The 22905-nt window shown below is 66.6% G+C and carries 26 protein-coding genes; 14 read left to right on the forward strand and 12 right to left on the reverse strand.

The window, feature by feature from the left end; genetic code table 11:
• Positions 1–183 precede the first annotated feature (183 nt).
• From E5679_RS18605 to E5679_RS18620, 4 genes are all read left to right on the forward strand, one after another.
• A complete protein-coding gene (locus E5679_RS18605; RefSeq protein ID WP_171042455.1) occupies positions 184–1044 on the forward strand; it encodes a DUF3592 domain-containing protein in 861 nt (286 codons plus the stop codon).
• 49 nt (positions 1045–1093) lie between these two features.
• Complete coding sequence (locus E5679_RS18610; protein WP_138418684.1) at positions 1094–1585, forward strand: hypothetical protein; 492 nt, start codon at positions 1094–1096, stop codon at positions 1583–1585.
• Positions 1578–2381, forward strand: a complete 804-nt coding sequence (locus E5679_RS18615) for a Clp protease N-terminal domain-containing protein (protein ID WP_171042456.1) — start codon at positions 1578–1580, stop codon at positions 2379–2381. The genes E5679_RS18610 and E5679_RS18615 overlap by 8 nt, the downstream gene beginning before the upstream one ends.
• Positions 2382–2504: 123 nt before the next feature.
• Entirely contained in the window at positions 2505–2720 is a 216-nt protein-coding gene (locus tag E5679_RS18620) for a hypothetical protein (RefSeq protein ID WP_138418688.1), read from the forward strand.
• Positions 2721–2929: 209 nt separating this feature from the next.
• Here E5679_RS18620 and E5679_RS18625 read toward each other — a convergent pair whose 3' ends face one another.
• From E5679_RS18625 to E5679_RS18640, 3 genes are all read right to left on the reverse strand, one after another.
• Positions 2930–3934, reverse strand: coding sequence for a PASTA domain-containing protein (locus tag E5679_RS18625; protein WP_138418690.1), 1005 nt, complete (start codon positions 3932–3934; stop codon positions 2930–2932).
• Positions 3935–4146: 212 nt separating this feature from the next.
• Positions 4147–4494 carry a DUF6804 family protein gene (locus E5679_RS18630; protein ID WP_138418692.1) on the reverse strand — a complete coding sequence of 116 codons (348 nt, stop codon included), beginning with the start codon at positions 4492–4494 and terminating at the stop codon, positions 4147–4149.
• A gap of 736 nt (positions 4495–5230) precedes the next feature.
• Positions 5231–8344 carry a hypothetical protein gene (locus tag E5679_RS18640; RefSeq protein WP_138418694.1) on the reverse strand — a complete coding sequence of 1038 codons (3114 nt, stop codon included), beginning with the start codon at positions 8342–8344 and terminating at the stop codon, positions 5231–5233.
• 447 nt (positions 8345–8791) lie between these two features.
• On the opposite strand from E5679_RS18640, the gene E5679_RS18645 reads away from it, so the two are divergent.
• The 3 genes from E5679_RS18645 (at position 8792) to E5679_RS18655 (ending at position 10535) form a co-directional block, all read left to right on the forward strand.
• Positions 8792–9205 (forward strand): hypothetical protein, encoded by a 414-nt coding sequence (locus E5679_RS18645; RefSeq protein ID WP_138418696.1) that lies wholly within the window; start codon positions 8792–8794, stop codon positions 9203–9205.
• Between the two features lie 280 nt (positions 9206–9485).
• Positions 9486–10214 (forward strand): hypothetical protein, encoded by a 729-nt coding sequence (locus tag E5679_RS18650; protein WP_138418698.1) that lies wholly within the window; start codon positions 9486–9488, stop codon positions 10212–10214.
• A 51-nt stretch (positions 10215–10265) separates the two neighbouring features.
• A complete protein-coding gene (locus E5679_RS18655) occupies positions 10266–10535 on the forward strand; it encodes a CopG family ribbon-helix-helix protein (protein ID WP_249336229.1) in 270 nt (89 codons plus the stop codon).
• Between the two features lie 1094 nt (positions 10536–11629).
• On the opposite strand, the gene E5679_RS18660 is transcribed toward E5679_RS18655, so the two are convergent.
• Together E5679_RS18660 and E5679_RS18665 are read right to left on the reverse strand one after the other, a co-directional pair.
• The gene (locus E5679_RS18660) at positions 11630–12289 is read right to left on the reverse strand and encodes a DUF3841 domain-containing protein (RefSeq protein WP_171042457.1); all 660 of its coding nucleotides are present in this window, start codon (positions 12287–12289) and stop codon (positions 11630–11632) included.
• Positions 12290–12359: 70 nt separating this feature from the next.
• Positions 12360–13127: a DUF2637 domain-containing protein gene (locus tag E5679_RS18665; RefSeq protein WP_138418702.1), complete on the reverse strand. Its 768-nt coding sequence runs from the start codon at positions 13125–13127 to the stop codon at positions 12360–12362.
• A gap of 518 nt (positions 13128–13645) precedes the next feature.
• On the opposite strand from E5679_RS18665, the gene E5679_RS18670 reads away from it, so the two are divergent.
• The 4 genes from E5679_RS18670 (at position 13646) to E5679_RS18680 (ending at position 16259) form a co-directional block, all read left to right on the forward strand.
• Positions 13646–14041, forward strand: a complete 396-nt coding sequence (locus E5679_RS18670) for a hypothetical protein (RefSeq protein WP_212747004.1) — start codon at positions 13646–13648, stop codon at positions 14039–14041.
• Between the two features lie 374 nt (positions 14042–14415).
• Entirely contained in the window at positions 14416–14862 is a 447-nt protein-coding gene (locus tag E5679_RS18675; protein WP_171042458.1) for a hypothetical protein, read from the forward strand.
• Positions 14863–14871: 9 nt separating this feature from the next.
• The gene (locus tag E5679_RS20970; protein WP_171042459.1) at positions 14872–15066 is read left to right on the forward strand and encodes a type 2 periplasmic-binding domain-containing protein; all 195 of its coding nucleotides are present in this window, start codon (positions 14872–14874) and stop codon (positions 15064–15066) included.
• Between the two features lie 428 nt (positions 15067–15494).
• Positions 15495–16259, forward strand: a complete 765-nt coding sequence (locus tag E5679_RS18680; RefSeq protein WP_138418706.1) for a metallophosphoesterase — start codon at positions 15495–15497, stop codon at positions 16257–16259.
• Between the two features lie 60 nt (positions 16260–16319).
• On the opposite strand, the gene E5679_RS20975 is transcribed toward E5679_RS18680, so the two are convergent.
• The 3 genes from E5679_RS20975 to E5679_RS18690 form a co-directional block, all read right to left on the reverse strand.
• Positions 16320–16466 (reverse strand): hypothetical protein, encoded by a 147-nt coding sequence (locus E5679_RS20975; RefSeq protein ID WP_171042460.1) that lies wholly within the window; start codon positions 16464–16466, stop codon positions 16320–16322.
• Between the two features lie 358 nt (positions 16467–16824).
• Positions 16825–17301 carry an SRPBCC family protein gene (locus tag E5679_RS18685; protein ID WP_138418708.1) on the reverse strand — a complete coding sequence of 159 codons (477 nt, stop codon included), beginning with the start codon at positions 17299–17301 and terminating at the stop codon, positions 16825–16827.
• A gap of 88 nt (positions 17302–17389) precedes the next feature.
• Positions 17390–18115 carry a hypothetical protein gene (locus E5679_RS18690; RefSeq protein ID WP_138418710.1) on the reverse strand — a complete coding sequence of 242 codons (726 nt, stop codon included), beginning with the start codon at positions 18113–18115 and terminating at the stop codon, positions 17390–17392.
• Between the two features lie 236 nt (positions 18116–18351).
• Here E5679_RS18690 and E5679_RS18695 point away from each other — a divergent pair, with 236 nt between their 5' ends.
• Together E5679_RS18695 and E5679_RS21650 are read left to right on the forward strand one after the other, a co-directional pair.
• On the forward strand, positions 18352–18843 hold the full coding sequence (locus E5679_RS18695) for a hypothetical protein (RefSeq protein ID WP_138418712.1): 492 nt from the start codon (positions 18352–18354) through the stop codon (positions 18841–18843).
• Between the two features lie 45 nt (positions 18844–18888).
• On the forward strand, positions 18889–19062 hold the full coding sequence (locus E5679_RS21650) for a response regulator transcription factor (protein ID WP_138418714.1): 174 nt from the start codon (positions 18889–18891) through the stop codon (positions 19060–19062).
• 325 nt (positions 19063–19387) lie between these two features.
• On the opposite strand, the gene E5679_RS18705 is transcribed toward E5679_RS21650, so the two are convergent.
• From E5679_RS18705 to E5679_RS18715, 4 genes are all read right to left on the reverse strand, one after another.
• Positions 19388–19630, reverse strand: a complete 243-nt coding sequence (locus tag E5679_RS18705; protein WP_138418716.1) for a hypothetical protein — start codon at positions 19628–19630, stop codon at positions 19388–19390.
• On the reverse strand, positions 19627–19791 hold the full coding sequence (locus E5679_RS20980) for a hypothetical protein (protein WP_171042461.1): 165 nt from the start codon (positions 19789–19791) through the stop codon (positions 19627–19629). The genes E5679_RS18705 and E5679_RS20980 overlap by 4 nt, the downstream gene beginning before the upstream one ends.
• A 450-nt stretch (positions 19792–20241) precedes the next feature.
• Entirely contained in the window at positions 20242–20988 is a 747-nt protein-coding gene (locus E5679_RS18710) for a ThuA domain-containing protein (RefSeq protein ID WP_138418718.1), read from the reverse strand.
• Positions 20988–22016, reverse strand: coding sequence for a zinc-dependent alcohol dehydrogenase (locus E5679_RS18715; protein ID WP_212747006.1), 1029 nt, complete (start codon positions 22014–22016; stop codon positions 20988–20990). The genes E5679_RS18710 and E5679_RS18715 overlap by 1 nt, the downstream gene beginning before the upstream one ends.
• A 323-nt stretch (positions 22017–22339) precedes the next feature.
• On the opposite strand from E5679_RS18715, the gene E5679_RS18720 reads away from it, so the two are divergent.
• Positions 22340–22905: Gfo/Idh/MocA family protein (locus E5679_RS18720; protein ID WP_138418720.1), on the forward strand; the 566-nt coding region annotated here is incomplete at its 3' end.

Consider the following 22905-nt stretch of genomic DNA (forward strand, 5'->3'; position numbering starts at 1 on the left):
ACAGTCGTCGGCGGCAGCGGAGGCGCCCGCTCCGATTGGTTTAGGTGTTGGAGTGGGACTTGGCTTTGCGGCATCCCCCGTCGGGAGGCCGCCGCCAGCGCATCCCCCTTGCGCCAACATGTGTGCGGACGTGCCCTGCTCCGTCTCCTCCCCTCAGCCGATCGCTGGGGTTAGGCTCTGGCCGTGGGGGACGAGACAGTCGAGCTGCCCGACGGGCTGGTGCTGAAGGCCCATGCCCCGACCGCGGATTACCCCTCGACTTGGAAGGGCAGCAACTCCAACAGGCTCCTGTTCGGCCTCATCGTCGGGCTGGCTGCCGCACTCCTGGTCGAGCTGGTTGTTGCTCCGATTCTGTTGGTGAATGCGCTCGCCCCGTTCGACGGCGCCTTCCGGCCGGCGACCGCGACGGTCCTTGCCCGAACCGACTTCTTCGCGGAGCACCAGTACCAGTGCCGGCTGGACCTCTCGTACGAGGCTGCGGGGGAGCTGCACCGGCAGAACGCCGACCTCTGGATCAAGTGCCCGTGGGGGCCCCGCGTCGGGGACACCGTGCAGGTGACCGTGAACCCGAGCGATGCCCGCGACGTCGTCGTGCAGGGGTTCGTCTCGGCGCGCTCAGAGCTGCCCAACGCCACAGGCTTCGGCGCACTGTGCGCCATCACTCCGACGCTTTCGTTCCTCGCTGCGGTTGCGACGATCTACTCCCGAACCCGGAGGCTCGCGGCACAGAAGCTGGCATGGCGCCAGATCACCGCCATCATGAGAGGCAGCGCCCCACCCGAAACCAGCACGGACATGCCGCTGGTCTTCGAAGCCGAAGACACCAAGGGCAGACCGAGGGTCTTCGTCGCGAACATCCGGGGCGTCGGCACCTCTCCGTGGAGGAACGGCCCAAATCTGGGAGACCGGGTGGAGATGGCCTTGGTGGCAAACGGGCAGCGGGAGGCGCTGATCGCCACACCTGACGACACCCAGCCGAGAGTAGCTGCCATCACCGTCCCGAACCGTTTCGAACTCCGCGCCCTCGACCTCCCCGACCTCTGAGAGACTGGCCCGGAGGCGGCGAGGCTCATGTCCGCACACATGGTGTTCCATGACCCGAACACCAGACCCCCGCGCAGAAGACGTCTCGACAAACGCCTACTGCTCCCAGCTGATGAAGCAGCGCTACTCCCACGAGGCCCAGGGCCTGATCCTGCTTCTGCCGCGAACCGGACTCATGGTCGTGCCCTTCGCACAGAACCAGCACAGCTGGGACGCCGTCGTCGTCGAAGGCAGCGAGACCTACCCGCGCGGCGGACACCACATCGCCGTCGGCAACGCCGAAATCGAGACCGCCCTCGAGCTGCCGCTCATCCCGCACGAGACCGTGAACACCCCCGAGGAGGCCGAGGCCCTCCCGGACGGCGAATCGATCCTCACCCCGGGCAGCTGCATCTATGGCAAGAACGACCGCTGGGACGAGCCCGGCGTCACCTACTGGCTCCGCACCAACCACACCCCGATCAGGACCGACATGCTCAGCCGCGACATGCACTTCCCGGCACGAGTCCTCGGAACAGCGAAAGCAGGCTCACGTGTTTGAGCGATTCACAGACAAAGCCCGCCGCGTCGTCGTCCTATGCCAAGAGGAGGCCCGCCGATACAACCACCACAGCATCGGCACCGAACACCTCCTCCTCGCATTCACTCGCGAGGACACCGGCCTCGGCCGCGACCTCCTGGCCGTCTTCGGCGTCGACTTCGACCAGCTGCGCGAGAAGGTGATCGCCTGCACCGGAGAAGGCGCAACCCCTGTCGGGGGACACATCCCCTTCACCGCCGCATCCAAGCGCGCCCTCGAGCCGGCCATGCGGGAGGCCCTCGAGCAGGGCGTCAACGACGTCGCCACCGAGCACCTCCTCCTCGGGCTGCTCCCCTCCGGAGACGGGATCGGCGCCGAGGTCCTCGTCGAGCTGGGTGTGCGCCATGAGGCCGTGCGCACCCAGGTCGCCCAGCTCACCGGGGCACTCTTCCTCGGAGCTCCCATCATCCTGTTCCAGAGGGGCGAGATCGTGGACCCGACCCGGGAAGAGGCAGAGGTCGCTAGGGGCGGCGAGGTCGCCGAGGTGAAGGTCGAGCTGCGCCCGGGCGAGGCCTTCGCAGTCGTCACACCGACCGGCACTGCCGTCAGCCCCTTCTTCCTCGACTACGCCGCCGCCTTCATGGCGTGCGGCCCGAATCCCGAAGCGGTCGGACACGAGGTGGCAGTGATGGCTCCAGCGGCAGACGACGTCTGGGCGATGTCAGGGGGTCGGGCCATCCGGATCGGCACCTCCCGGAAATGGGAGCCGGTCCCGCTCGAGTCCAGAATCAAGCCGTGGGAGGCGAGCACGGGATGATCAGCTTCGACGAGGCGTGGCGGGAGTACGAAGACGAGACCCGCCGCATCGAGGGGCGGCTCGGGCAGGCGGAGGTCACCCACCCGTACATGGAGGACGAGGGCACCACGTTCAGTAGGTTGGGTGCCCGAGACCGCCGGAGTGGGGGAGACTGTTGCGGTCCTGCGCCGCCCGGACGCGCTCACCGTCCTGGCCAAGATCCAGGACGTCGTCTACGACGCCTCCGCCCGGGTCGACAACTTCGACGTACTTCCGCCTCCAGCGGGACCTGGCCCTGTACGAGGGCCCGAAGATCCCCGGCGCCGACCAGCTCGAGGGGAACTTCGGGCTCAGCGCTGAAGACGCCGCCGAGGCAGACCGCATCGCCCCACACGGACCACGACTACGACAAGCTCACAGCCCTCCTCCTCGAACGCGGGGTCAGCCTCGACATCATCGTCAAGTGGGAGTGATCGGGATAGATCGCTCCACCGCCGATTCGGCTCTTCGGACGAATGAGAGAAGCCCCGGACTCCGACTCGGAGAACCGGGGCTTCCCTGCTGGCCTGTCAGGGGACCTTGGTCCACACCCCGCAGCGGTCGGAGGTGAACCCCTCGCCGGCGTAGACAGTCACGGTCGCGCCGTTGGGCGCGTAGTCAATAAAGTTGTTGGCGATGATGTCTCCGGCTCCGTTCGACCTTGACCAATAGCACTGCCTGACGCCAGGTGCGGTGCTGTACGTCCCCGGAAGCATGTCCTTGCCCACGGCGTAGCTGCCGCTGTCGATCTTCACCGAAGTGAGGGCCTGCTGCAGGAGCGCTGCGTGGGGTGTGTCCGGGCAGAGCGCCAGGGCTCCCTCGATCCCAGGCTTCTGGACGTTCCCGCTGATCCCGACGACGTGGTCCGCGTAGTCCTTCGGAACGCTCGCGCAGAGCGAGTAGATGTTCGCAAACGTCCTCGCCGGGTTGCTCACGTCGCCGCCCTTCAATGCCACGACGTTCACAATGGCTTGCTCCTGCGGCAGGAGAGCGATGCCGTTTGCCCTTGGTACTGGATCCTTGCCGTCGATCTTAGTCTCGCAGTAGCCAGACGCCTGGTACTCGGGGCTCGTCCACACGTCTTTGTAGGAGCTGTACTTGCGGTCGCTGCTGTAGCCGCAAGTTACCGAGTACCTGTTGGTGAGGCTGGCGGCCGTGGAGGGGCTGCTGGCCGCCGGGGCAGCTGGAGGCTGGGCCGCCCAGTCCTGCTGCGACTTCCTGTCCAGACGGATCTTCACCTTCCCATGGGGGATCATCTGGGTTCCCGCGGCGGGATCGGTGGACAAAGCCTTCGCAGGGTCATCGGGGGAGCCCGTCCAGCCTTGCCCATCCGATCCGAATAGGTCAGCCTGCAGGCCCGCCTTGCCCATAGTTGCAGCCGCCTCGCGGGCGGACTGCCCGGTTACGTCCGGAACGACTATCGACGCTGCTGCCACAGGTTTCGCTGTTGTCCTGGCCGAACTTTCACCTCCGCCGCACCCGGCGAGGACCAAGATGAACGGAGCGGCCCAGGCAGCAATCCAATGACGCTTCATGTCCCCCTCTAAAGGCTTTCCCCCGCGCTGAAGATCTTTAGATCGTGCGCATTCTGCGTGCCCGGTCTCAGGCCGCCGAACTCAGGTTATTCTCCCGAGCCTGAATTTCGGTTCACGACGCGGAGACGTCGGATGACGGGTGGTGGGCTCGGGCCGAACGGAACGGCCCAAGCCCTTCGGTCCCCTGTGCGGAGCGACCTCCCCACGTGCCGCTACCCGCTCGCGTTCGGCCCCTTCCTCTCCCAGAAGGTCAAGGCGGCACGGATGAACAGGACGCCAGTGATGACGTCGGGGACGGCCCACGCCTGCTTGTTTGCGGTGAACGGGATGATCGGGTTGAAGACGATCGCGACGATGATGAACGCGATTCCCCACCCAGGCTTCTGCAGCCGGAAGGCGATAGTGCAGACCCAGATCGCAGCGATGGTCACTATCCAGCGAAGGAGATCGTAGTACCAGTACTGGAAAGAGAGCACTCCGAGCAGGGACATGATTCCTGCGACCCAGCCCGGCAGTGCTGCGGGCTTGTATTCCTCGGGCCCAGCTTCGAGCATCGACATTTACGGTCCCCCTCCGCTCACACACGCCAATCGGTCGCGCGGAAACATGCTGGCCAATCGGTCGCGCGGAAACATGGTGGCATAACAAGGGGTGGCGCCCGCTGATATGGACGAGAAGCATTCCGTGTCGCTTTCAATGCGAACGGACCATTCGCTAGAGGTCGGTTGGGAGCAAGCTCGCCATCGCTCGAGCGACGAGGTGCGGTCGGAGGCATACAGGCCAGCGTTGAGCAGCCCGTTCAGCTCCACCACCAGCGGCTCGCCGTCTGCGCCCAGGGCGACGTCGAGCACGTACTGGCGGAGTGTCGGGACCTCGACGGAGTGCTCTGCCCAGACCAGGGAGACGAGGGCGCCCACGCTGTTGACGGTGTCCGAACGGTCCTCAACCAGTCCCAGCTCCGCCGGGTCCAGCTCGTAAAGGTCGTGGGTGGGTAGGTCTCGGACAACCTTTTGTCCTGTAACCGTGCCGGCGAAGCGACTCTGAGGGGCCGTCATCCGATTCGGAATGCCAGGAGAGTCGGATGGCCGTGCGGGGGTAGAGGTCGAGATTCAAGCGCTTGCCGTGGGTGCACGAGGATGCGGTCGTGGTCTCGGGGTGTCGCCGGGAGACGCCGTGTTCGGGGTACCAGTGCGCCGGACGGAAGGCGTGTCCCGCGCAGCGGCGCAGCTTCTTCGTTCGGACCCGAGTGGGAGGGCCCGGACCGTGACAGCCCGGGCCCTTCGAGTGAGCACTGGCTCAGGCGGCCAGGGAATCCGCCATCTCGTCCTGCGTTTCTGCGTCTTGGCCCCATCCGACGAGGGTCGAGAGGTTCACGGGTACCCCGCGGAGCTGGTTGCCGCCGATCCGAGCCCGGTAGAGGCCCGTTGACTTTCCGCTCCTGCTGAGTTCTGGATTGAGGTGTGAGGAGGCGAAGCCCTCTTGCCAGACCGCCATCCACGCCGTCGTAGACCCCTGCCCAGGCGGGATCAGGTCCGGGAAAGCCCGGCGGGCGTTGTTGAAGGCGACCTCCTTGTTGAACAGGACCACATCCTTGTTCTGGATGGTGAGGAGGCGCCCGATACACTCCCCGCCCGGACCCATCTCGCCGTTCGAGGAGGGCACCCACCCCAGGAGCGAGTTGGTCAGGCTCTGGTGGACCTGCTCGCCCTTCGTGCCGATGTACGGTGCGCCCTTGGGGTTGTCCGTGGACCCGATGTGGGCCTTGCCGGAGGCCAGCAGCTGGCGGAGGGCCTTCATCAGGGACGCGCCCGGGGCCGCCTCGCGGTTCTCGTCGTGGGTCTGCATGGCGTTCTGGATGACCGGGATCCCCATCCCGACGGTGGAGAGCCGCTGCACGAGCGCCCGGTCCACCCCGGCCGCGTGCGCCATCTCCTGCAGCACGGGCAGGACCAGCAGCACGTCACCGACCAGGGTGGAGATCCGCTCGAGCTTGGACTTGTCCGCCCCGCGCTCCTGCATGAGGTCCTTCACATCCTCGCGGACACCGTCGGCGAACTCCTTCAGGACCGACTCGTGGTAGCCGGCCCACCGCCTCTGGTGGACCTTGCCCTGGTACTGGACCCACTGGATCATGTGGGAGGTCAGCCGGGCCGGAATCCCGTCGTAGCCCAGCTGGACGAGCTCGTCCGTCGGCTCGGTCGTGGAGGCGAGGGCCCCCTCGCCCATGCTGATCGGGATGGTGCGCTCCATCGCCGAGGCGGTCGCGAGCCGGTTCTCCGCGGTGATCACCAGCTGGGCGATCGGCCGGTTCGCCTCGCGGGTGGTCATGTCCGCGTTCATGCGGCCCTTGGCGCCGTTGTTGAACACCGCCCGGATCAGGTCCTCCAGCTTGGAGGCGCCCGCGTCCGCGGCCCGCTGCCAGGTGGAGGGGGCGAGGTCGTCCGCGACCCAGATCGGGGCCATCGAGACGGCCTTCTCCATGTACGCGGCCGTGTCCGAGGCCTGCCCCGGGAGGGTGTCCTTCCAGTCGTCGCCGGGCTTCGCGGCCCAGAACTGCATGATCCGTGAGGCAGTGAAGCTCTTGCCCTTGCCCTTCGGGCCCCAGATGTACGCTGTCGAGCAGGGCCGGATCGGCAGGGCCGGGCGCAGCCCCAGGCACATCGCCAGGACCCCGGTGGCCGGGTCGGTCCAAGCCCCGGAGTCCACGTAGTGGTGCACGACCTGGCGGATGTCCTCGGCGACCATGTCGCGGTAGCCCTGGTCGGCCCAGTCGGCGTCGGGGATGTCGTGGCCGACTCCGAAGGAGCGGGCGACGTCCATGACAGCGGCCGTGACCCCGGGCTTGGCGGTCGCGTCGAACTGCTCGGCGCCGCCGATGACCTGGTCCCCGGCGATGAACACGGGGGAGCCGCCCTCGACCGGGACCCAGCCCATCCGCATCCACCGGGTCTGCGCCTTCGTCTCGGCGGCGCGGTTGCGCTTCACTGCAGCGAGCCACTTGTCTCCGCTTGCCCCGCGCGGGGGCCAGAGGGGATTCCTGCTGAGGGACGTGGGGAACGAGGCCTTCGCATGACGCGCCCACTCCTCAGGGCGCTGCATCAGCAGAGTATGGGGACCCCTGACGACCGCCTTGTAGGGCTGTCCGTAGTCGTCCAGCCAGGCAACCTCGACCTCGACCGCGGCCTCCAGCCCCGAGTGCTCGGGAACGCCAGCGCCGAAGTCGAGGGTGCGCTGCTCGTCCACCGTGGGGGTCCGGCAGCTCTCGATCAGCTTGATCCGGCCGCCGAGCTTGACGACCTGCTTCCAGTACCCCTGCCCCTCCGGGCCCTGGGCGTACTCCTCGACGCTGACCTCGTCCGCGGCCACTTGCACTTCGCCCGGCTCGAATGAGGCCGGCTCGGAGCCGATGTCCTTCGTGGCGGTGGCCATGAGCTTCTTCCAGCCCCCGACCTTGGCCAGGTAGTCGTCCACCCCGGGCTTCTCGTCCTCGACGAAGTCCGGGTCCAGGAACCGGACCTCGGAGACGCCCTTGCCGAGGAGGAACTTCTCCATGCCGCGGGCGGCCTTCCACACGTGCGCGTTCTTCTTGAAGTCGGCGTCGTAGGCGACCACGGCCCGGCGCCCCTTGAGCAGGATGGAGCGCCAGTCGATCGGGTTCTGCCGGTCGTTGTGGATGCCGCCGATGTTGAAGATGAACACGCGGTCCTTCTCCGGGATGGCCTCCAGGAGGGCGCGCATCCTGTCCCTGGCGACCTCGGCCGGGCCGCTGTAGGCCAGGTCCTCCCACGTGGCGCCGTTCGCCTTGAGGTAGGCGGAGAGCGCGGAGTCGCCCTTGAGCAGGCCCTCGGCGACCATGATGGTCCCGGCCCCGTCGATCCACTCGGCCGGGATGGCGGGGTGGAGGTCCAGCGGGGTGCCGATGCCGGAGACGAACTCGTACTTGATCGGCTTGCCCTGCTCGTTGTCCTCGGGGACGCCCGGGCGCAGCTGGTGGGTGAAAGGGACGAGCCGGGTGTTCTTGCTCTGGCTGGCGGCCACGTCGTTGATGCTGTACCAGGGCATGAGCATCCCGTCGCGCCCGGGGACGCCCATGGTGCGCTTCATGCGCTGGCCCTGCTTGGTGGTCGTGCGGACGCCGAGGTCCTTGAGGGTGTTGAAGTTCTTCTCGCCGATGCGCTCGTACCCGCGGGCGGCGGCGATGAGCGGGGCGACCCCGGAGTCGGCGAGCTTGTACGCGCCGGAGCCGGTGATGGTCCCGTCGTAGGAGTCTTCGGTCCAGGCGGGGAGCTCGTGCTCGGCGGCCGCGGGGAGGCTGGCCCCGAGCCCGGCGGTGAGCTCGTCCAGACTGGTCACCGGGCCGTCGATGGCCTCTTTGGCCGCAGTGGCGGCCCTGTCTCTTTCGTAGTTCATGCCTCTTCTATGCGCCACGGCCGCCCACGGGTGTGCCGAAGCGCAGCACCGCGGGGCGGAACATGACCGGAACGGGTCAGCGCGGCCCCATTGCCCGCGGCTTGGCCGCATCGCTCAAAGGTCTGGATCCCTTGTCATCCCTGGGATCGGTGCCACTTGGCCGCATTGCCCTACATCTAACTAAGGATTAGTGAAGGAGAGTCGGTATATGTTCTGATGCACCTTCGCTTCTCCTTCACCCCACGCGCACTGGGGGCGACGGCATGGAGGGCATGGCTCCCGTTCAGAGATGGTGCGTCGGCTGGCGCTCGGCGCGCACGGCTCGAGCAAGGGGGCAACGGGCGCTCCGATGTCGCCAGGAAGCTGGATCCAACCACATTCGTCACCTCCGGTGCCGCCAACTCGCAGCTGGCCAGCGGGAAAATGTCCGGCGAGGAGCGGAAGCTGATGAAGGATCTCCAGGCGGCCGAGTACGAACAGGCGCTGAACTTCGACCAGGAGCACCGCAAGGAGCCCAGCCTTGTCGGGGCCGCTCCCAAGGGCAAGCGGCTCAACACCACCGCTCGGGTCCTGGTCGCCACCAGTCGCTTCAAGGCTGCGACTGCCCACTGCGCCCGACAACCTCTCAACGCCGTCAACGAAGACCTGGCTTCGGCGGTCCGGGAGTGGCAGGACGACTTGAGGGGCACCCTCGACAAGGACGGGAAGCTTGCGGCGGTCGTCGGCGGCGGCACACTGACGGTCGGTGCTCTCGGTACCGCAGCTGTCCCAGCCGCAGCGATCGGAGCTGCCGGCATACGGCGTGGTCAAGGGCGCCAAGAAGCTCTACGACCTGCGTCCCTCCGCTCAGGCTGCGCGTAAGGACCAGATGGTGGAGAACTGGCGCCAGTCCATGCTGCAGAAGCAGGAGCTCGAGAAGCAGCGCGCCGCGAAGGAGAAGAAGGACCAGTGGGAGGCCAGAAGGCCGCCACGGCCCAGGCCAAGGCAGGAGTCACCGCCGCACAGACCCCCGCGGCGCCAGCGGGTCGAGCCAACGGCGACGGAGCCGCACACAGTGGTGTAGGCGGACAGGACGTCGTGATGCCAACCACGGTGTCCGGCCCGCGGACCAAGTGACTTGAGCTAGAGGAGACCGAGCAGCATGACCAGCGAGACCCAGCAGAGGGTCGGGAGGGGCGTCCCGCAGGGAGGGGAGTTCACCTCCCGCCTCCACGCCGAACCAGAGGTTAGGCTGGCGGCCGTGAAGCTCTTCGATGCCGACAACGGCACCTACACCAACCCGGCCCCACCCAAGACCGCAGACCACTGCATCGAGTTCTGGTCGACCGTCGAGGTGCCGGACAAGGTCATCGAACAGCTCTACAAGGCCTTCGGGGCCAAGTGGGCAGAGGACAACGAGCAGGCGCACGAGCGTCTCGCCGCCCAGTTCAGGGCAGAGTGGGAAGAGACCCACCCCAAGCCCAAGAAGGACCGGCACCTCGCAGAGTGGGAGGCCGAGTGCGACCAGGCGATGACCGCGACCTTCGCCCAGCTCGAAGGCGTCTTCATCACCAGGCCCCGGCAGCTGAACGCCTTCGACGGCGGCCAGCTCGTCCGTGCCGCCCGCATGTACGAGTGCGCGCCCCACAAGGCGCGGTTCCCCGAGGAACACGAGAAAGTCATGGAGCACGAGGTCGAGCTCTTCGACGAGACGCTCACCGTGCGCCAAATCGAGGACCGGTACCGCCTCCAGCAGATCGTCCACGAGTTCGACCACGTCAAGCCCGAGATCGACCCGGAGCGTGTCTTCGACGCTCTCCGCGGCATCGCCTCAACCCTGGAAGCAGAGCACCTGCAAAGCCAGCGGGCCCGGAACATCGACGGCTACTGAGAGCGGGCGCGACGCCTCAGACGGGTGATACCAGGGCGGTACCATCGGGGAATGGCCATGACCCTCAGGCTCCCAGAAGACCTCGACCGCGAACTCGACAGGCTCGCAGCCGAGCGCCACACGTCGAAGAGCGCCCTATCGCTTGAGGGGGTGTGGCAGCTGGTTGAGAAGAGCCGCCGAAGAGATGATCGAGTGTGGCTTCCAGTTGCGACCCTCGCCAACGACTTCGTCGAGTTCGCGCCCGACGGAGTCCCGGTGACGGTCTACGCCGGGGAAGGGTTCAAGTCGGAACGGTGCGGTCGCTGGACGAAAATAGGCTGATCCCACCGCGGGGCGTACCGTTTCCCCGGCATGGACATCTAGGCTGACCTAGCGGCGGCGGCGTGCCTCGAGCAAGATGCGGTGCCAGAACGTTATGGCCTTGTCGCCCGTCGAGGTGTTGTTCTTGCCGCTGGCAGGCGGCCACGAAGTTCCCCCATCGACCCCGCTCACCCTCCGAATGCGGGAAGTATTGTCGCCCGTGCTGGGCCTTAGCGGGCAGTGGACGAACGGGATCATCGCGCGCTGGCAACCCCCACTGGCCCGGGCAACCCCTCGTTCCGCTGGGAGCTGGTGAACCTCCGCATCGGGTCCACAACCTTCCGTCCGCCGGGACGGGCAGCCTTCGCCAGGGCGAGGCTCACGGGGAAGCGCCGACGGCGAGCACGCACGGCTGCTGCAGTGATGGGGCAGAGAGCCGATCGGGGTCGTCATGTTCTCGGGGGGCGTGATCGAGTGCAAGGGGGCCGTCCTTCCAGTCTTTTTGGCCTCCCGTTCGGCGACGGTGTGCTGCCCTGCGGAGCCGACCCTGCGACACTTCGGACGGGCCGATGTGCGCGGCACGGACTGATCGCGATGTCGGCGGTGCCGTACTCGGTGGGCCAGTTCGCCTTCAGGAAGGCGGTCATTTAGGCGAGGTATGCGTAGGCGGCCGAGTGGCCGGCGTTCAACAGGTATTCGGAGGACCCTGCTGGAGCTCGAAGATGTGCGCGGCGTCCCAGGGAGGAAGCTCATGTTTCGAACCGGAGCTCACGGCCGTCGAGCCCCGGGCCGCATAGAAAGGCATGAGCGAGACTCAGAACGGGCTCCCGTCTCTCGGTGTAATCCGGCCTTCCAACATGCACGTGCATCGCTTCAGACGGCTTACCCCGGCGATGGAAACGCGACGGCGTTGGCATCTTCTCATTAAGTGTCGGCCGAAGAACAAGCGAGCTCCGGGCCGGAAGCAAGCAGGTGAAGTATTCGCAGGCAGGGCCCCGGCATGTTCGGCAGGCACACGGCGTCGGGGTAGCAAGGAAGCCAGCCGAAGCGCGGGCCACTCCGAGGACGAAGAGCATGAGGAGCCGGAGCAACACTTTCCGGATCCTGCGAGATGGTCAGCTCTCGAGCCGGACCGCCTCGACGACGTCCTCGGCCAGCAGTTCGTGCACAGTGGCCTGCCAGTAGCGGCGCCTGGTGTAGTTGGCCGGGTCGAAGATGGCCTCCCAGCTGGATTCGACCTCCAGCCGGAGTTCCTCAGGCCAGGCGCTGATGGGGACGCGGTGGGCGCCGGCTGCTTTCAGGCGGGCATGGAGGTCGTCGTAGATCCCTTCGATCCTCACCTCGTACTCGTCCGGGGTCTCACCGGGGAGGGACAGGATGTTGGGGGACTCGTTGAGGACCTGGTGCCAGTCGTCGTACTGGGACAGCAGGACCCGTTCGCGGGGGATCCGGCAGGTCAGGAGCACCTTGCCGTCGGAGTAGCGGATGTTGTGGATGAGGTCGTCGCGGCGGATCTTCGCCCAGAGCCACACCATGCCGTTCCCGCGGGTCGGGAGGCGCTTCTCCATGTGGCTGAGCAGCCACGCGTAGGCGTCGTCGTAGCCTTCCATCGCCCGGGCCGGGTCCGGGTTGAGCCGGCCGGTGTCGAGGAGCTCCTGGAGGGCCTCCTCGGTCTGGACGGTGTGCAGAAGGAGGACGGGTGCGGTAGTGTCGTAGCCGATGCGTCCGGGCGGTACGGCGTCACCCCGACGGGCGCTCCTGATGGGGAAGGTCACGATCCTCATCTTGCCCGTACCCGCCGACACTAGGGCTGTCTCATGAACCCTTAGGGGTTGTGAGACGGTTTCAGGCCGTCGCGGGGACGTGCTTGTCCGCCGTTCCGAGGGTCCGGGCGACGGTGGTCTTGGAGATCCCCAGACGACGCGCGATCTCCCGCTGGGAGAGGCCGTCCTGTTCGTTGAGACGCCGCACCTCGGCCTCTATTTCGGCCTTGGTCCGACGTGGTCCACCCCCTGGTCCATGGGGTGGTCCACCCTGTGGTCCAGCGGACCGCCCAGATGGTCCACCCGTGGTCCGCCCGAGTGGTCCGGAAGCGGCCCACCCTTCCGGTCCGTTCTGGTTCACCCCGCGCTCCATCATGAGCTTCGCGAAGGCTCGCTTGCGACGCTGGGCGACACTGCCGACCGGAGGAGCGACGACCAGCGCGACGCAGGTCTCGGTGGCGAAGAACAGGCTCAGCGGCATGATCGCCGCGATCCCGGCACCGAACGCGACCGCGGGGGTCATCATGGCTGGCACCCCGTCTGGGGCGAGCACGTGGGCGGCGTTTGCCGCGACGGAGACTGTGGTGAAGAACGCCACCGCCACCCAGGACAGCCGCGTGTCCTCGCCCCTGGCGCGCTGGACGGCCGCTGCAACGGCGTAGACGAGGATCGTGGAGTCGACCACGACCGGCACCAGCCAGCGGAGGATCGGCGGGATGCCAGCCCAACCCGCAGCCTGGATGAGCCCCTGGAAGGAAAGCGTGAAGCTTGCCGCAGCAAGCACGCCCACGAGCCCGAGAGCTGTGAGCGCAACCCCTCGGCTGTCGGCCTCGACCCTCGATGCGGCCATCGTCCTGCCCTCCTCACGACGCGGTCCGGGCAGGCCAATGCCCGGGTGGACCAGTCTAAAGTGGACCACCGACAGGACCAGCAGAACAAACCACGAGCGGACCGGAGGCGGACCGGAAGCGGACCACCCAAGGGGTGGTCCATGGACCAGGGGTGGACCACCCTTGTGGACCACCGGAACCTCACGTCGACGAGGGGCGAGGAGACCGCACACATGACCGGTATGGACCACCGACGAACCCTCGCCGCACTCGCCCTTGCCGGCGCCCTCCTGGCCCTTGCCGGGTGCGCCCAGATCCCCACAGCCGGCCCAGCCCACAGTGCGGTCCTCGGCGGGTGTCTCACAGGAGCAGGGTTCACGAGACACTTCGGGCCCCGTCGTCGCCAACGGCCACGGATGGACGCAAGCCGGGCTGGAGGGGACGATCCCGGCCCCGAACAGCTGCCACATCCGATGGACCGCCGAGAAGGAGCCCCCTCCCAGACCCCAAATGCACCCCGGGCGCAGTCGACAGTGCCGTGACTCAGGCGAACCTGAAGGAGACGGTGTGCCGCAAGGGCGGCTACACCTCCAGCGTCCGGCCTCCCGCATCGCTCACCGACCCGGCCAAGATCAAGATCATGGCTGCCTACGGGATCCCCGCCTCCGACGCGTCGAAGTACGAATTGGACCACCTCGAGCCATTAGCCATCGGCGGGGCAAGCGACGTCAGGAACCTCTGGCCCCAACCGGCCGCCTTCATCCACTCGACGCCGTCGTCGTACGTCCACAATGACAAGGATCAGGTCGAGACGGACGCCCAGAGCGCCCTGTGCACCGGCAGGGAGCAGCTGCAGTCCCTCCAGCAGAAGTTCGCCTCCGACTGGACTGCCCTCCTCGGCCTCCCGCACACAAACGCAACTGGGGAGGGCTAAGCCCCGACACCCCTGACCCAGTCCGCATGAGGAGCCTCCCGGAAAAATCCGGGGGGCTTCTCGCGTTTTCCGGCACCCGCCGCACACAGGCGGGCATGAACAACTCCGGAACCGCATCGAACTACCGCAACCGCCAGCCCAAGGGCCGGCGCACCAGCGGGCAGTTCGCCAATACTGAGCGCCCCGAGTCCGCCATTGTGCTCGACGGCAGCTAGCTGACCCGGCCGCGAAGTTCATCTCGGCGATCGCCATGGGCGACATCGCCACGGACGCCGCCGGCTACTGGAACGAGCACTACCACCGAGCCAGGTGGCCAGGCACGGTGAGCTGCCAGCCCTCCTCAGCTAGCCACTGTCGCAAGAAGGCGTGCGGGAGTGCAGACTGATCCGATGGAGGAATCGGCATTGTCGCCTGAAATCGAATTCGCCCTCGGCCAGGAGAAGCGCACCTTGGAAGCGATCGAGGCCGAGTTCGGTGTGCTGGACGAAGCCCAGGCCGCAGACCGCATCGGACATCCTGGAAACGCCCGTCTTGTGGACTCGCTCCGGGAACGCGGACGCATTCTGGCTTACCGGCGACGGGGAGAGGACGAGTGGATCTACCCGCTGTTCCAGTTCGAGGGAAACGGTGTGCTGTCCGTGACCCGCCAGCTCCTTGAGGTTGCCACAGTTGAGGGCGTCGATCCCATGGACTTGGTGTTCTGGCTCTGCTCCCGGTCGGGGATGCTGGAGGACGCCGCACGCCCGGTCGACCTCCTGCGCGCGGACCCTGAGGCGGTCTTGGAGGCCGCCCGTTACGACTTGGGTGAGCACGTGTGGTGAGGCTCTGCTGTGGAAGGCCGAGAGCGGCCGATGCTGATCACCAAGCGAGATCACCCCATTGGGTCGGCCCTCCAGTCCGTGAGCTTCGCAGACTGGAGGGTGATGACCGCGGCGGCCCGCGCTCGGATCATCATCAACGAGCGCCTGACCCATGAGCCGATTCCGGACTGGCTCTGTGCTCTCGCGAAGGCGGAGCCAGAGTGAACGCCCAAGATGGGGACGTGATGACGGGGGAGGATGTGCCTCTCGATCCGCACCTCTGGGGTCTCGAACCGACAGAGGAGGAAGCGCGGGACGCTGCGGCCGGTATCGGGGCGCTGGAGGCTGAGGGCCCGGGGGCTGGACGTCTGCGAGAGCCTCCGGCTTGGACTGCTGGGCGTCAGCTCGAGCAGCCGTGGTCCAGCCGGGAGCTGTGCAACGCGCACAGGGAACTGGTGATTCGCCAGAGCCCAGTGGAGCTCGTGCATTCAAGATCTTCTTGAGCGGCGGAAGAAAGGCGTTGCGGGCCAGCCGAGACGGACCTCGTTTGTCTCCTTGGATGGATAGCCTGAAGCCTTCACTGACTGGACGGAGGCCCGAGCGTGTATACGCCTAATGACCCGGAGGCGGGAAGAGTTTGGCGGGCTGCCGTAATGGGCGACTGGCATGGGCATCTGGGGCATTACCGGGCCGTGTGCCGGACGCTGAAGCACGCTGGGATCCACCGCCTGTACTGCGTCGGGGATGCTTCTTTTGACTGGCCGGGACAGCACCGGGGCCGCACCGAGAAAAGGATGCGCCTCCTCCTCGAAGAGAATGACATTCTCTACACGTTCATCGGCGGGAACCATGACAATTGGGACACGCTCGAGACCCTGCCCCCGAACCCTGACGGCACACGCCGAGTCGCGGACCGGTTCTCCTATCTACCGAACGGGGTCGTGATCGAGCACGACGGCGTCCGACTTGCGGGCCTAGGCGGAGCGCATAGTGTCGACAAAGCCTGGCGCCGCGAGGGCCGGGACTGGTGGCCTCAGGATGAACCCACTACCGAGCAAGCCCAGCAGCTGATCGAAGCGTCGGCTGGGGGCGTGCCACTCATGCTCACACATGACGTCCCGATGGGCGTGGCCGGGCTCAAAGGCATGTCCGGGCTTTCCCCGAAGACGATCGAGCGGGCCAACCAGACACGGATACTCCTTCAGGAGACTGTCGAGAAGATCCGGCCCAAAGCACTGTTCGCCGGCCACTGGCACCAGAGACTGCGTTGCGAGCTCAAGTGGGATGACGGCAGCACGATGGTCGAGGTCCTGGCTGCGGAGCAGAGCTGGGCGGGAAATCTCGTGGAGGTGTGCGTGGACGCCGACGGAGAGGTCGAGGTGAGAACGCTGAAGATCCAGCTGACATTCCCGACATGACTGGCTTCGAAGATCGGGCCGTGGATCGTCTTGAACCGCAGGGATCTCGAGCGTCGCCGCTCATTCGAGGATGTCTCGCTCTGCCTCGTTCCACAGGATGGGCGTCTCGTCCAGGCGCTGCGCCTCGTCCCATGGTGCACCCACAGCTCGGATGTCCGCGAGCTCCTCTGCGTCCTCTAGGAGCTGACGAAGCTGCTGTACGTCCACGATCGCGGCGACGACGGCCCCCGGCGCGTCAGGTGGACGAGTTCATGCTCGCATCACTTGGTCGACAAGGGCTGATAGCGCGAGCGGGTGCCCGTGATGGCAATTTCCCCCATGCTGCGATCTTGCCCGTTCGCAAAGCTGCCGGTTGCCCCGGGTCATCAGCGAAAGGCCAGAGCGGGAGAGGCAGCGGGGAGGCCGTCAGAACAGTAAGAAGGGCGCCCCTCGTGACGCGGACCACTCCGCGCCGTGTGCGGGGGGGGTGGCGGCCGCTGCTGTCCGCAGTCGAGGTGGAAGGGCGGAGCGCCGTCAGCCGATGTGGGTGCTGCCCACAGTAACTCCAGGTGCTCTGTGTGATGGATCAGCCCGTGGCAGTTCCACGCCCGTGCTGGTCGTGCTGATGGATGGGGATCTCCGAAAGAGTCGCGAGGTCCGATCGAACTTGGTGGGTGTAGGACCGGGTGACCGCGGCATCGGCGAGCTTCCCGAATACCCCGCCGAGTCCGGTTGGCGATTCGATGTGGTACCTCATCCGGGTTCCGTTGTCCTCCGCGGTGATCGTGTAGGTGACGGTGAAGGGGAGCTTGCCCGCGATGGTCTTGCTCACCCACCGGCTGGGCCTGTTGTGTTCGGTGACTTCGGCCGTCCACTCGAAGCTGAAGCCGAGGACTTTACTGGTGCCCTTGATGTGGGAGCCGACACCAACAGGCCCGTCGGTGAGGAGTTCGCAGCTCTGGACGGTAGCTTGGAAGGCCGGCACGTTCGCGGGCTCGACGATGTAGTCGAAGACCTCTTCCGGCGGGACAGGAATGACGATGCTCTCGTCGACGATTGGCATGGCTGGCTCAATTCTTTCGGCATGGGGCGATCCCACCGGAGGATGCGGGCAAGCCCTGAGTTCATGGGATGTTCCCAAATGTGCTAGGTCAGCAGCTGATCGACTGCCGGATCAGTGACGCCTGCTTCAGCCAGTCATCGGCCGTCGCCTGGGGGATCTTGCCGCCAGCCCACTTGGTCACGTACGAGGCGAAGTCCGTCAATCCGTTGCAGGCTTTCCCGGTGTCGACCGGTGACTGGGCAAGGGCGCTGGTGACATCGCTGAGGGTTGAGAGCAGCTGGGAGGCGACGTTCTTGTCCAAGCCGGAGTTCTGCACCGCCTTCGTCAGGGTGTTCGTCAGCGCGACGGGATCAGGGGCGTCCACCACGGCGATGTCACCGGAGCTGACGCGGCTTGCGAAGGTCAGGTCGATGAGGTCGCAGCTGTAGGTGTTCGTCTGCACCCGGATGAGGTCCGGCGTCCCGCTGACGGCGTTGTCCTGGACGGTGACCAGGAAGGCGCTACCCGGGGCCTCAGCGGTTGTGGTCGAATCTGCCAGGACTCCGATCGCGGCCTGACTGCCGCTGACGTCGAGGCACGTAACGCTCCCGTTCAGGGTTCCGATGCCGGTCGTGATGTACACGGTCCCGGAGGGGTTTTGCCCTGAGGGGCCGCTGACGGCGTTGATCGAGAACGACGCCGATCCGTTGTTCGCCGTGCCTGAACCCGTCACGGAGTCTTGGGTGGGTACGGACGCCTGAGTGGGCTGCGTGGCGAAGAGGCACAGCAACGCCGCGTCCGTGATGGCCGTGGCGCGGCGGAGAGCTTTGAGCATGGCGGGCTCCCGGGGTGGGATGGCGGCCGAGACCGTCCGCCTGTTGGTCTAGCTGATAGGCAGGCCCAGCGCCGCCCTCCCCAGAGCTGCCCCTCTCTGGAAACCGTGGTCTGACGGGTGTCCCGCCGGACAGGACCATAATCCTGCCTCGGCAACTTCTGCTGAATACGCTCTTGTGCGTATTGCGCCACCGTCCTACCCTCCTGACAGCCTTCCCACGAGCAAAGGGGGGAGCCATGGAACCGGCCGCCGACCTAGCTGCCCAGCTGAATCACCTCGATGGCCGCGACGAGTACCTCCGCGCCGCCAGCGAGCTGCTGCTGAGGCTCTTCCCTTCGGATCACGCGGCTTGGAACGACGTTGACGCACGAACCAGGTATTCGGACGTTCGAGTGTACCCGGAGCTTACCGGGGTCGATATTCCGAAGATGCTGCTTGATCTGTTCGCTGTGCATCCGGCGGTCATCAGCTTCCGGCGGGAGCCCAGCGATGGCCTGAGGCGTCTCAGCGACCTTGTTTCGGACAGCCAGCTCTATCAGACGAGAGCCTTTCGGGAGGGACTGTCGAGGCTGGAGGTCAACCGGCAGCTCATATTCCTCACGTCCGATCTGAGCCCATATCGTTTCACCGGGTGGTCAATGAACCGTTGGCCGAACGACTTTTCTGACGCTGAGGTCGAGTTGGCTCGACGGATTCAGCCGGTGTTGCGCCTTCTCGAGCAGGCTTAGGGTGGGAGCCACGCCGAGGACCGTAAGCGCGGTGAGCCTTACTCGTTGACCTCGCGGGAGCATGAGATCTTGCAGCTTATCGGAAGGGGCCTCACTGGCGTCTCCGTCGGTCACTTGCTCGGTATCAGTCCACGAACCGTGGCGAAGCACCTAGAACATGCCTACGCGAAGCTCGGCTGTACGAACCGGATCGACGCCCTCCGGCTGCTGAACGGGTAGCAAGCCCGGCGGCGTCCTACGCCTGTGGCAAACCGCTCAAGGCCCCAAAACCTCCGCCAGCCCGCCAGGGGAGCTGATCCAGAAGGGTGGCGGGTTGGATGACCTCGATCGAGTGGAAGTCGAGCTGAGCGTCAAACCGCCACCCGATATTGAGATGCCTGCTCGCCGGGCCCTCGGCGAGGCGGTCCTCGATGCGCGCAGGGCCTCGGCGAGGGTCTCGTGGGTCACCCAGCATGGCTGTCGGTCGCGTAAGCCCGAGACGTAGAAGTGCGAGGGTGCGCTTGGGTCGGGCGACTTTGTGCTTCTGGGCAGCGTCGTAGAGCACTCACCCTTCGCGGTCCTCATCGACGATGATCGTCTCGTAGGCGCCGGTCAGGAACTCCCACAGCGCCGCGGTCGTGAACGGCTCCTCGCTGCGGGGCTCGAACCAGTCGCCGTTCCCGCCGGCCTGGAACACGTGGCCGGGGTCGTGGGTGCCGCAGACGATCGAGTCGGCGGCGAGTGAGCCGAGCTGGTTCTCGGTGCGGACGCTGCGGACCGGGCGGAGGGCGGCGTCTGAGCCGCTCACCTGATGACCCTACCCGTTGCGAGGCCGATGCGCGGGATCCGAGGCAGGACGAATCGGGGCTTGAGGCCAAGGTGCTTCCCGGCGGCGTTGGCGACCATGTCGATACGGTCCTCGGCGAGATGTCTGATGGTGTTCAGGTCGACCGAGGGGGTTTTGGCCAAGCATCCTGCAGGCCTGAGCGTTGGAAGCACCGGCATCCACGAGTTCCCAGTGGCGTGTAGTCCTCAACGCCCTCCGCGACTGAGCCGGGGACATGGGCGTAGCGACGCGCTCGGCGAAGCGGCGTGCCTCCCGGACGCCCTCGAGGTGTGCCTTCTGCCGCCGGCCGTCTTCGGTGGCCAGATGCTTCTTCGGACGCCGCTCCCAGTCGATGGCGGTCGTAGGCGAGAGCCTCAGTTCCTTTAGACCCGGGACGCCGGGAGCGTCGAACTCAGCATCAGGAAGCGGCGGTAGCGCCACCGTTGACCGGTGCCGGGGAAGACCGTCATGTCCTTGCGGCTCCTCAGCATTCGAGCTTTCTGTGTCCGCGGGATCCTTTCTGTGTCCGCCGGGATCGGCGCCGTCCGAGCTGTCCCGGAACGGCACCGAACCGCGGCACGGGGGGTCGAACCTCAGCGGCTGAGGGAGCGGCTGAGGTCGTGATCAGCGTCGGCCGCCCCGGATTGCAGACACCACTTCGCGGCATTGGCGAGGAAGGTCTTGACGATGGACTGGCGCAGGTCGGAGGGGTGCCCCATGTTCGTGTAGACGGTGCGCTGACCGTTCGGGCGCTCCCGGGTCCAGGCGACAGCCGACGGTGTCGGCTCGTTTTCGGGATCCACCGGCTCGCCCCAGAGGATCGGCACGCACCCTTCGCTCAGGTCCGTCCGGTACAGCCAGGCGCGCAGATGGAAGGACTCGGGGATTCCCTCGAGGATGGGGTGGCCTTCCTTGCTCGCCCAGGTGACGTCGGTGCTGGAGGAATGCCCGTGGTGGCTGATCCATGGCGAGCCGAGGACGTCGCGGCCGAATCCGTCATTCCATTCGGCCCACTCGCTCTCGGGCGGGTAGTGGAACGCGTGGCTCGAGGTGCGCAGGCCGATCACGTGGCCTCCACGGTCGCAGTAGTCCACGATGTGGCGCATCTCGGCGTCGGGGAGCTGCCGCCACCGGGTGTAGACGACCAGGAGGTCGGCGTCGTCGAGGTCCGAGAGGTCCCCGAAGCTCTGCTTGGGGAAGTTCGGCATGTCCTCGAGGACGTCGGGGGTCTTGTAGACGACCTCGGCCCCGAGGGCCGCTGCGAGGTGGTCGGCGATCGGCCGCATCGTGCGGTCTGACTCGTACTCGCCTTCGCCGACGAGGAACACGATCTTTGTCATTATTCGGTCTCCTTGGTCTTTCCGTGGGGGAGGAGGAAGATCTTGCCGCAGGCACCGGTGTCCTGGATGTCCATGGCGGCGGCTACGTCGTCGAGGTCCATGGTGTGGGTGACCATCGTGTCGAGGAGACTGGAGGCCTTGCGGATGGTGTCCCACATGAGGGGGGCGTCCCGCAGGTGGTTCCAGTGCCAGCAGCCGTGGATGTCCAGCCCAAGCGGAACGAGGGGTGGCAGGTCGATGTCGTTGCCCCAGGAGACGAAGCTGACCTGTCCCCGGGCGCGGGTGGCGAGGGCCAGGGTGCGGGAGGCGCCGGGCGCGCCGCTGGTCTCGACTGCGGCATCGACCCCGCGGCCTCCGGTTGCCTGGCGGATCTGCTCGACCATCTCGGGATCGCGCGGGTCGAAGACGCGTTCGGCTCCCAGCTTGTGGGCGAGCTCGGCCCGGTAGGGATGGGTTTCGATCGCCAGGACGCGGGCGCCACGAACTGCTCCCTGCACGATAGCCCCGAGGCCGACGGGCCCGCAGCCTGAGACCAGGAGGGTGTCGAGGGCGTTGACCTGCATCCGCTGCATGGCGTTGAAGCTGGGGCCGAGCCCGCAGCAGGCGAGGGCGCCGTGGCGGAGGGGGATGTCGTCGGGGATGGGGGCCAGGAGCCAGTCGGGCTTGAGGACGTACTCTGCGTAGGTTGCGGTGCCGTAGGGCTGGTTCGTCTCGGCCAGCACATCGCGCTGGTTCGGGCAGTACATGTAGTCCCCCGCGGTGCACAGGGGGCACGTGCCGCATCCGTAGTGGGGCATGACCGCCACGCGGTCCCCGACGCTGACCCGGCCCGAATGGCCGGCGTCGACGACGATGCCCGCGGCCTCGTGGCCCAGGACGTCCTGGGCGGGGCCGCCGTGGCGGTGCTTGAACTCGGTGCACATGGGGGAGATGAGGATCTTGACCACGACAAGGTCGCGGCTTGAGGCCGGCCGCGGCTGGTCGAGGACCTCGACGCGGCGGGGCGCGGTGATCGCTGCTGCCTTCACTGAATGCTCGTTTCTGCTGATGCACCGTCCTGCGGCGCAGTGGGACGCCCCCGCTGTCCAGAGCTGAACCGCGAGGGCGAAGGAAAAGCTGTCCGAGACAACTTATGTCTGGTAACCCCGCGAGTTGAGGCTGGGATAGCGGGAAGAACACCAGTCAGAAAGTGATCCTAGGACCCGCAGAACGTCCTGTGAACCACTTTTGGTACGTAAAAAAAATTTCGCCAGAAGTCTGGATTTATGAGCGGAGCAGAAGGTACGTTTTCCCGGACGGCATCGATGTGACGGTGCTCATAGAACCCCAACCCACAACACCGGAGACATCTATGACTTCTGGCAGAAGCCCTTCCCTGCGGGTGGGCATGGTCGGGTACGCCTTCATGGGCGCGGCGCACTCGCAGGCGTGGCGGACGGCGCCGCGCTTCTTCGAACTTCCCCTCGCGCCGCGGCTGACTGCGATCGCGGGCCGGGACCCGGAGCGTGTGGCCGCGGCCGCCGCCAAGCTCGGCTGGGAGTCGACGGAGACGGACTGGCGCAGGCTCATCGAACGCGACGACATCGACCTGATCGACATCTGCACCCCGGGCGACACTCACGCCGAGATCGCGATCGCGGCGCTGGAGGCCGGCAAGCATGTGCTCTGCGAGAAGCCGCTGGCGAACTCGGTGGCGGAGGCCGAGCGGATGACGGCGGTGGCGGATGCCGCGGCGGCGCGCGGGGTGTTCTCCATGTGCGGGTTCTCCTACCGGCGCACCCCGGCGCTCTCGCTCGCGAAGCGGCTCGTCGATTCCGGGGCCCTGGGGCAGATCCGGCACGTGCGGGCGCAGTACCTGCAGGACTGGCTCACCGACGAGAACGCGCCGCTGACCTGGCGGCTGGACAAGTCGAAGTC

Origin of the sequence: Sinomonas gamaensis (genome assembly GCF_005876955.1) — a bacterium.
GTDB lineage: Bacteria > Actinomycetota > Actinomycetes > Actinomycetales > Micrococcaceae > Sinomonas > Sinomonas gamaensis.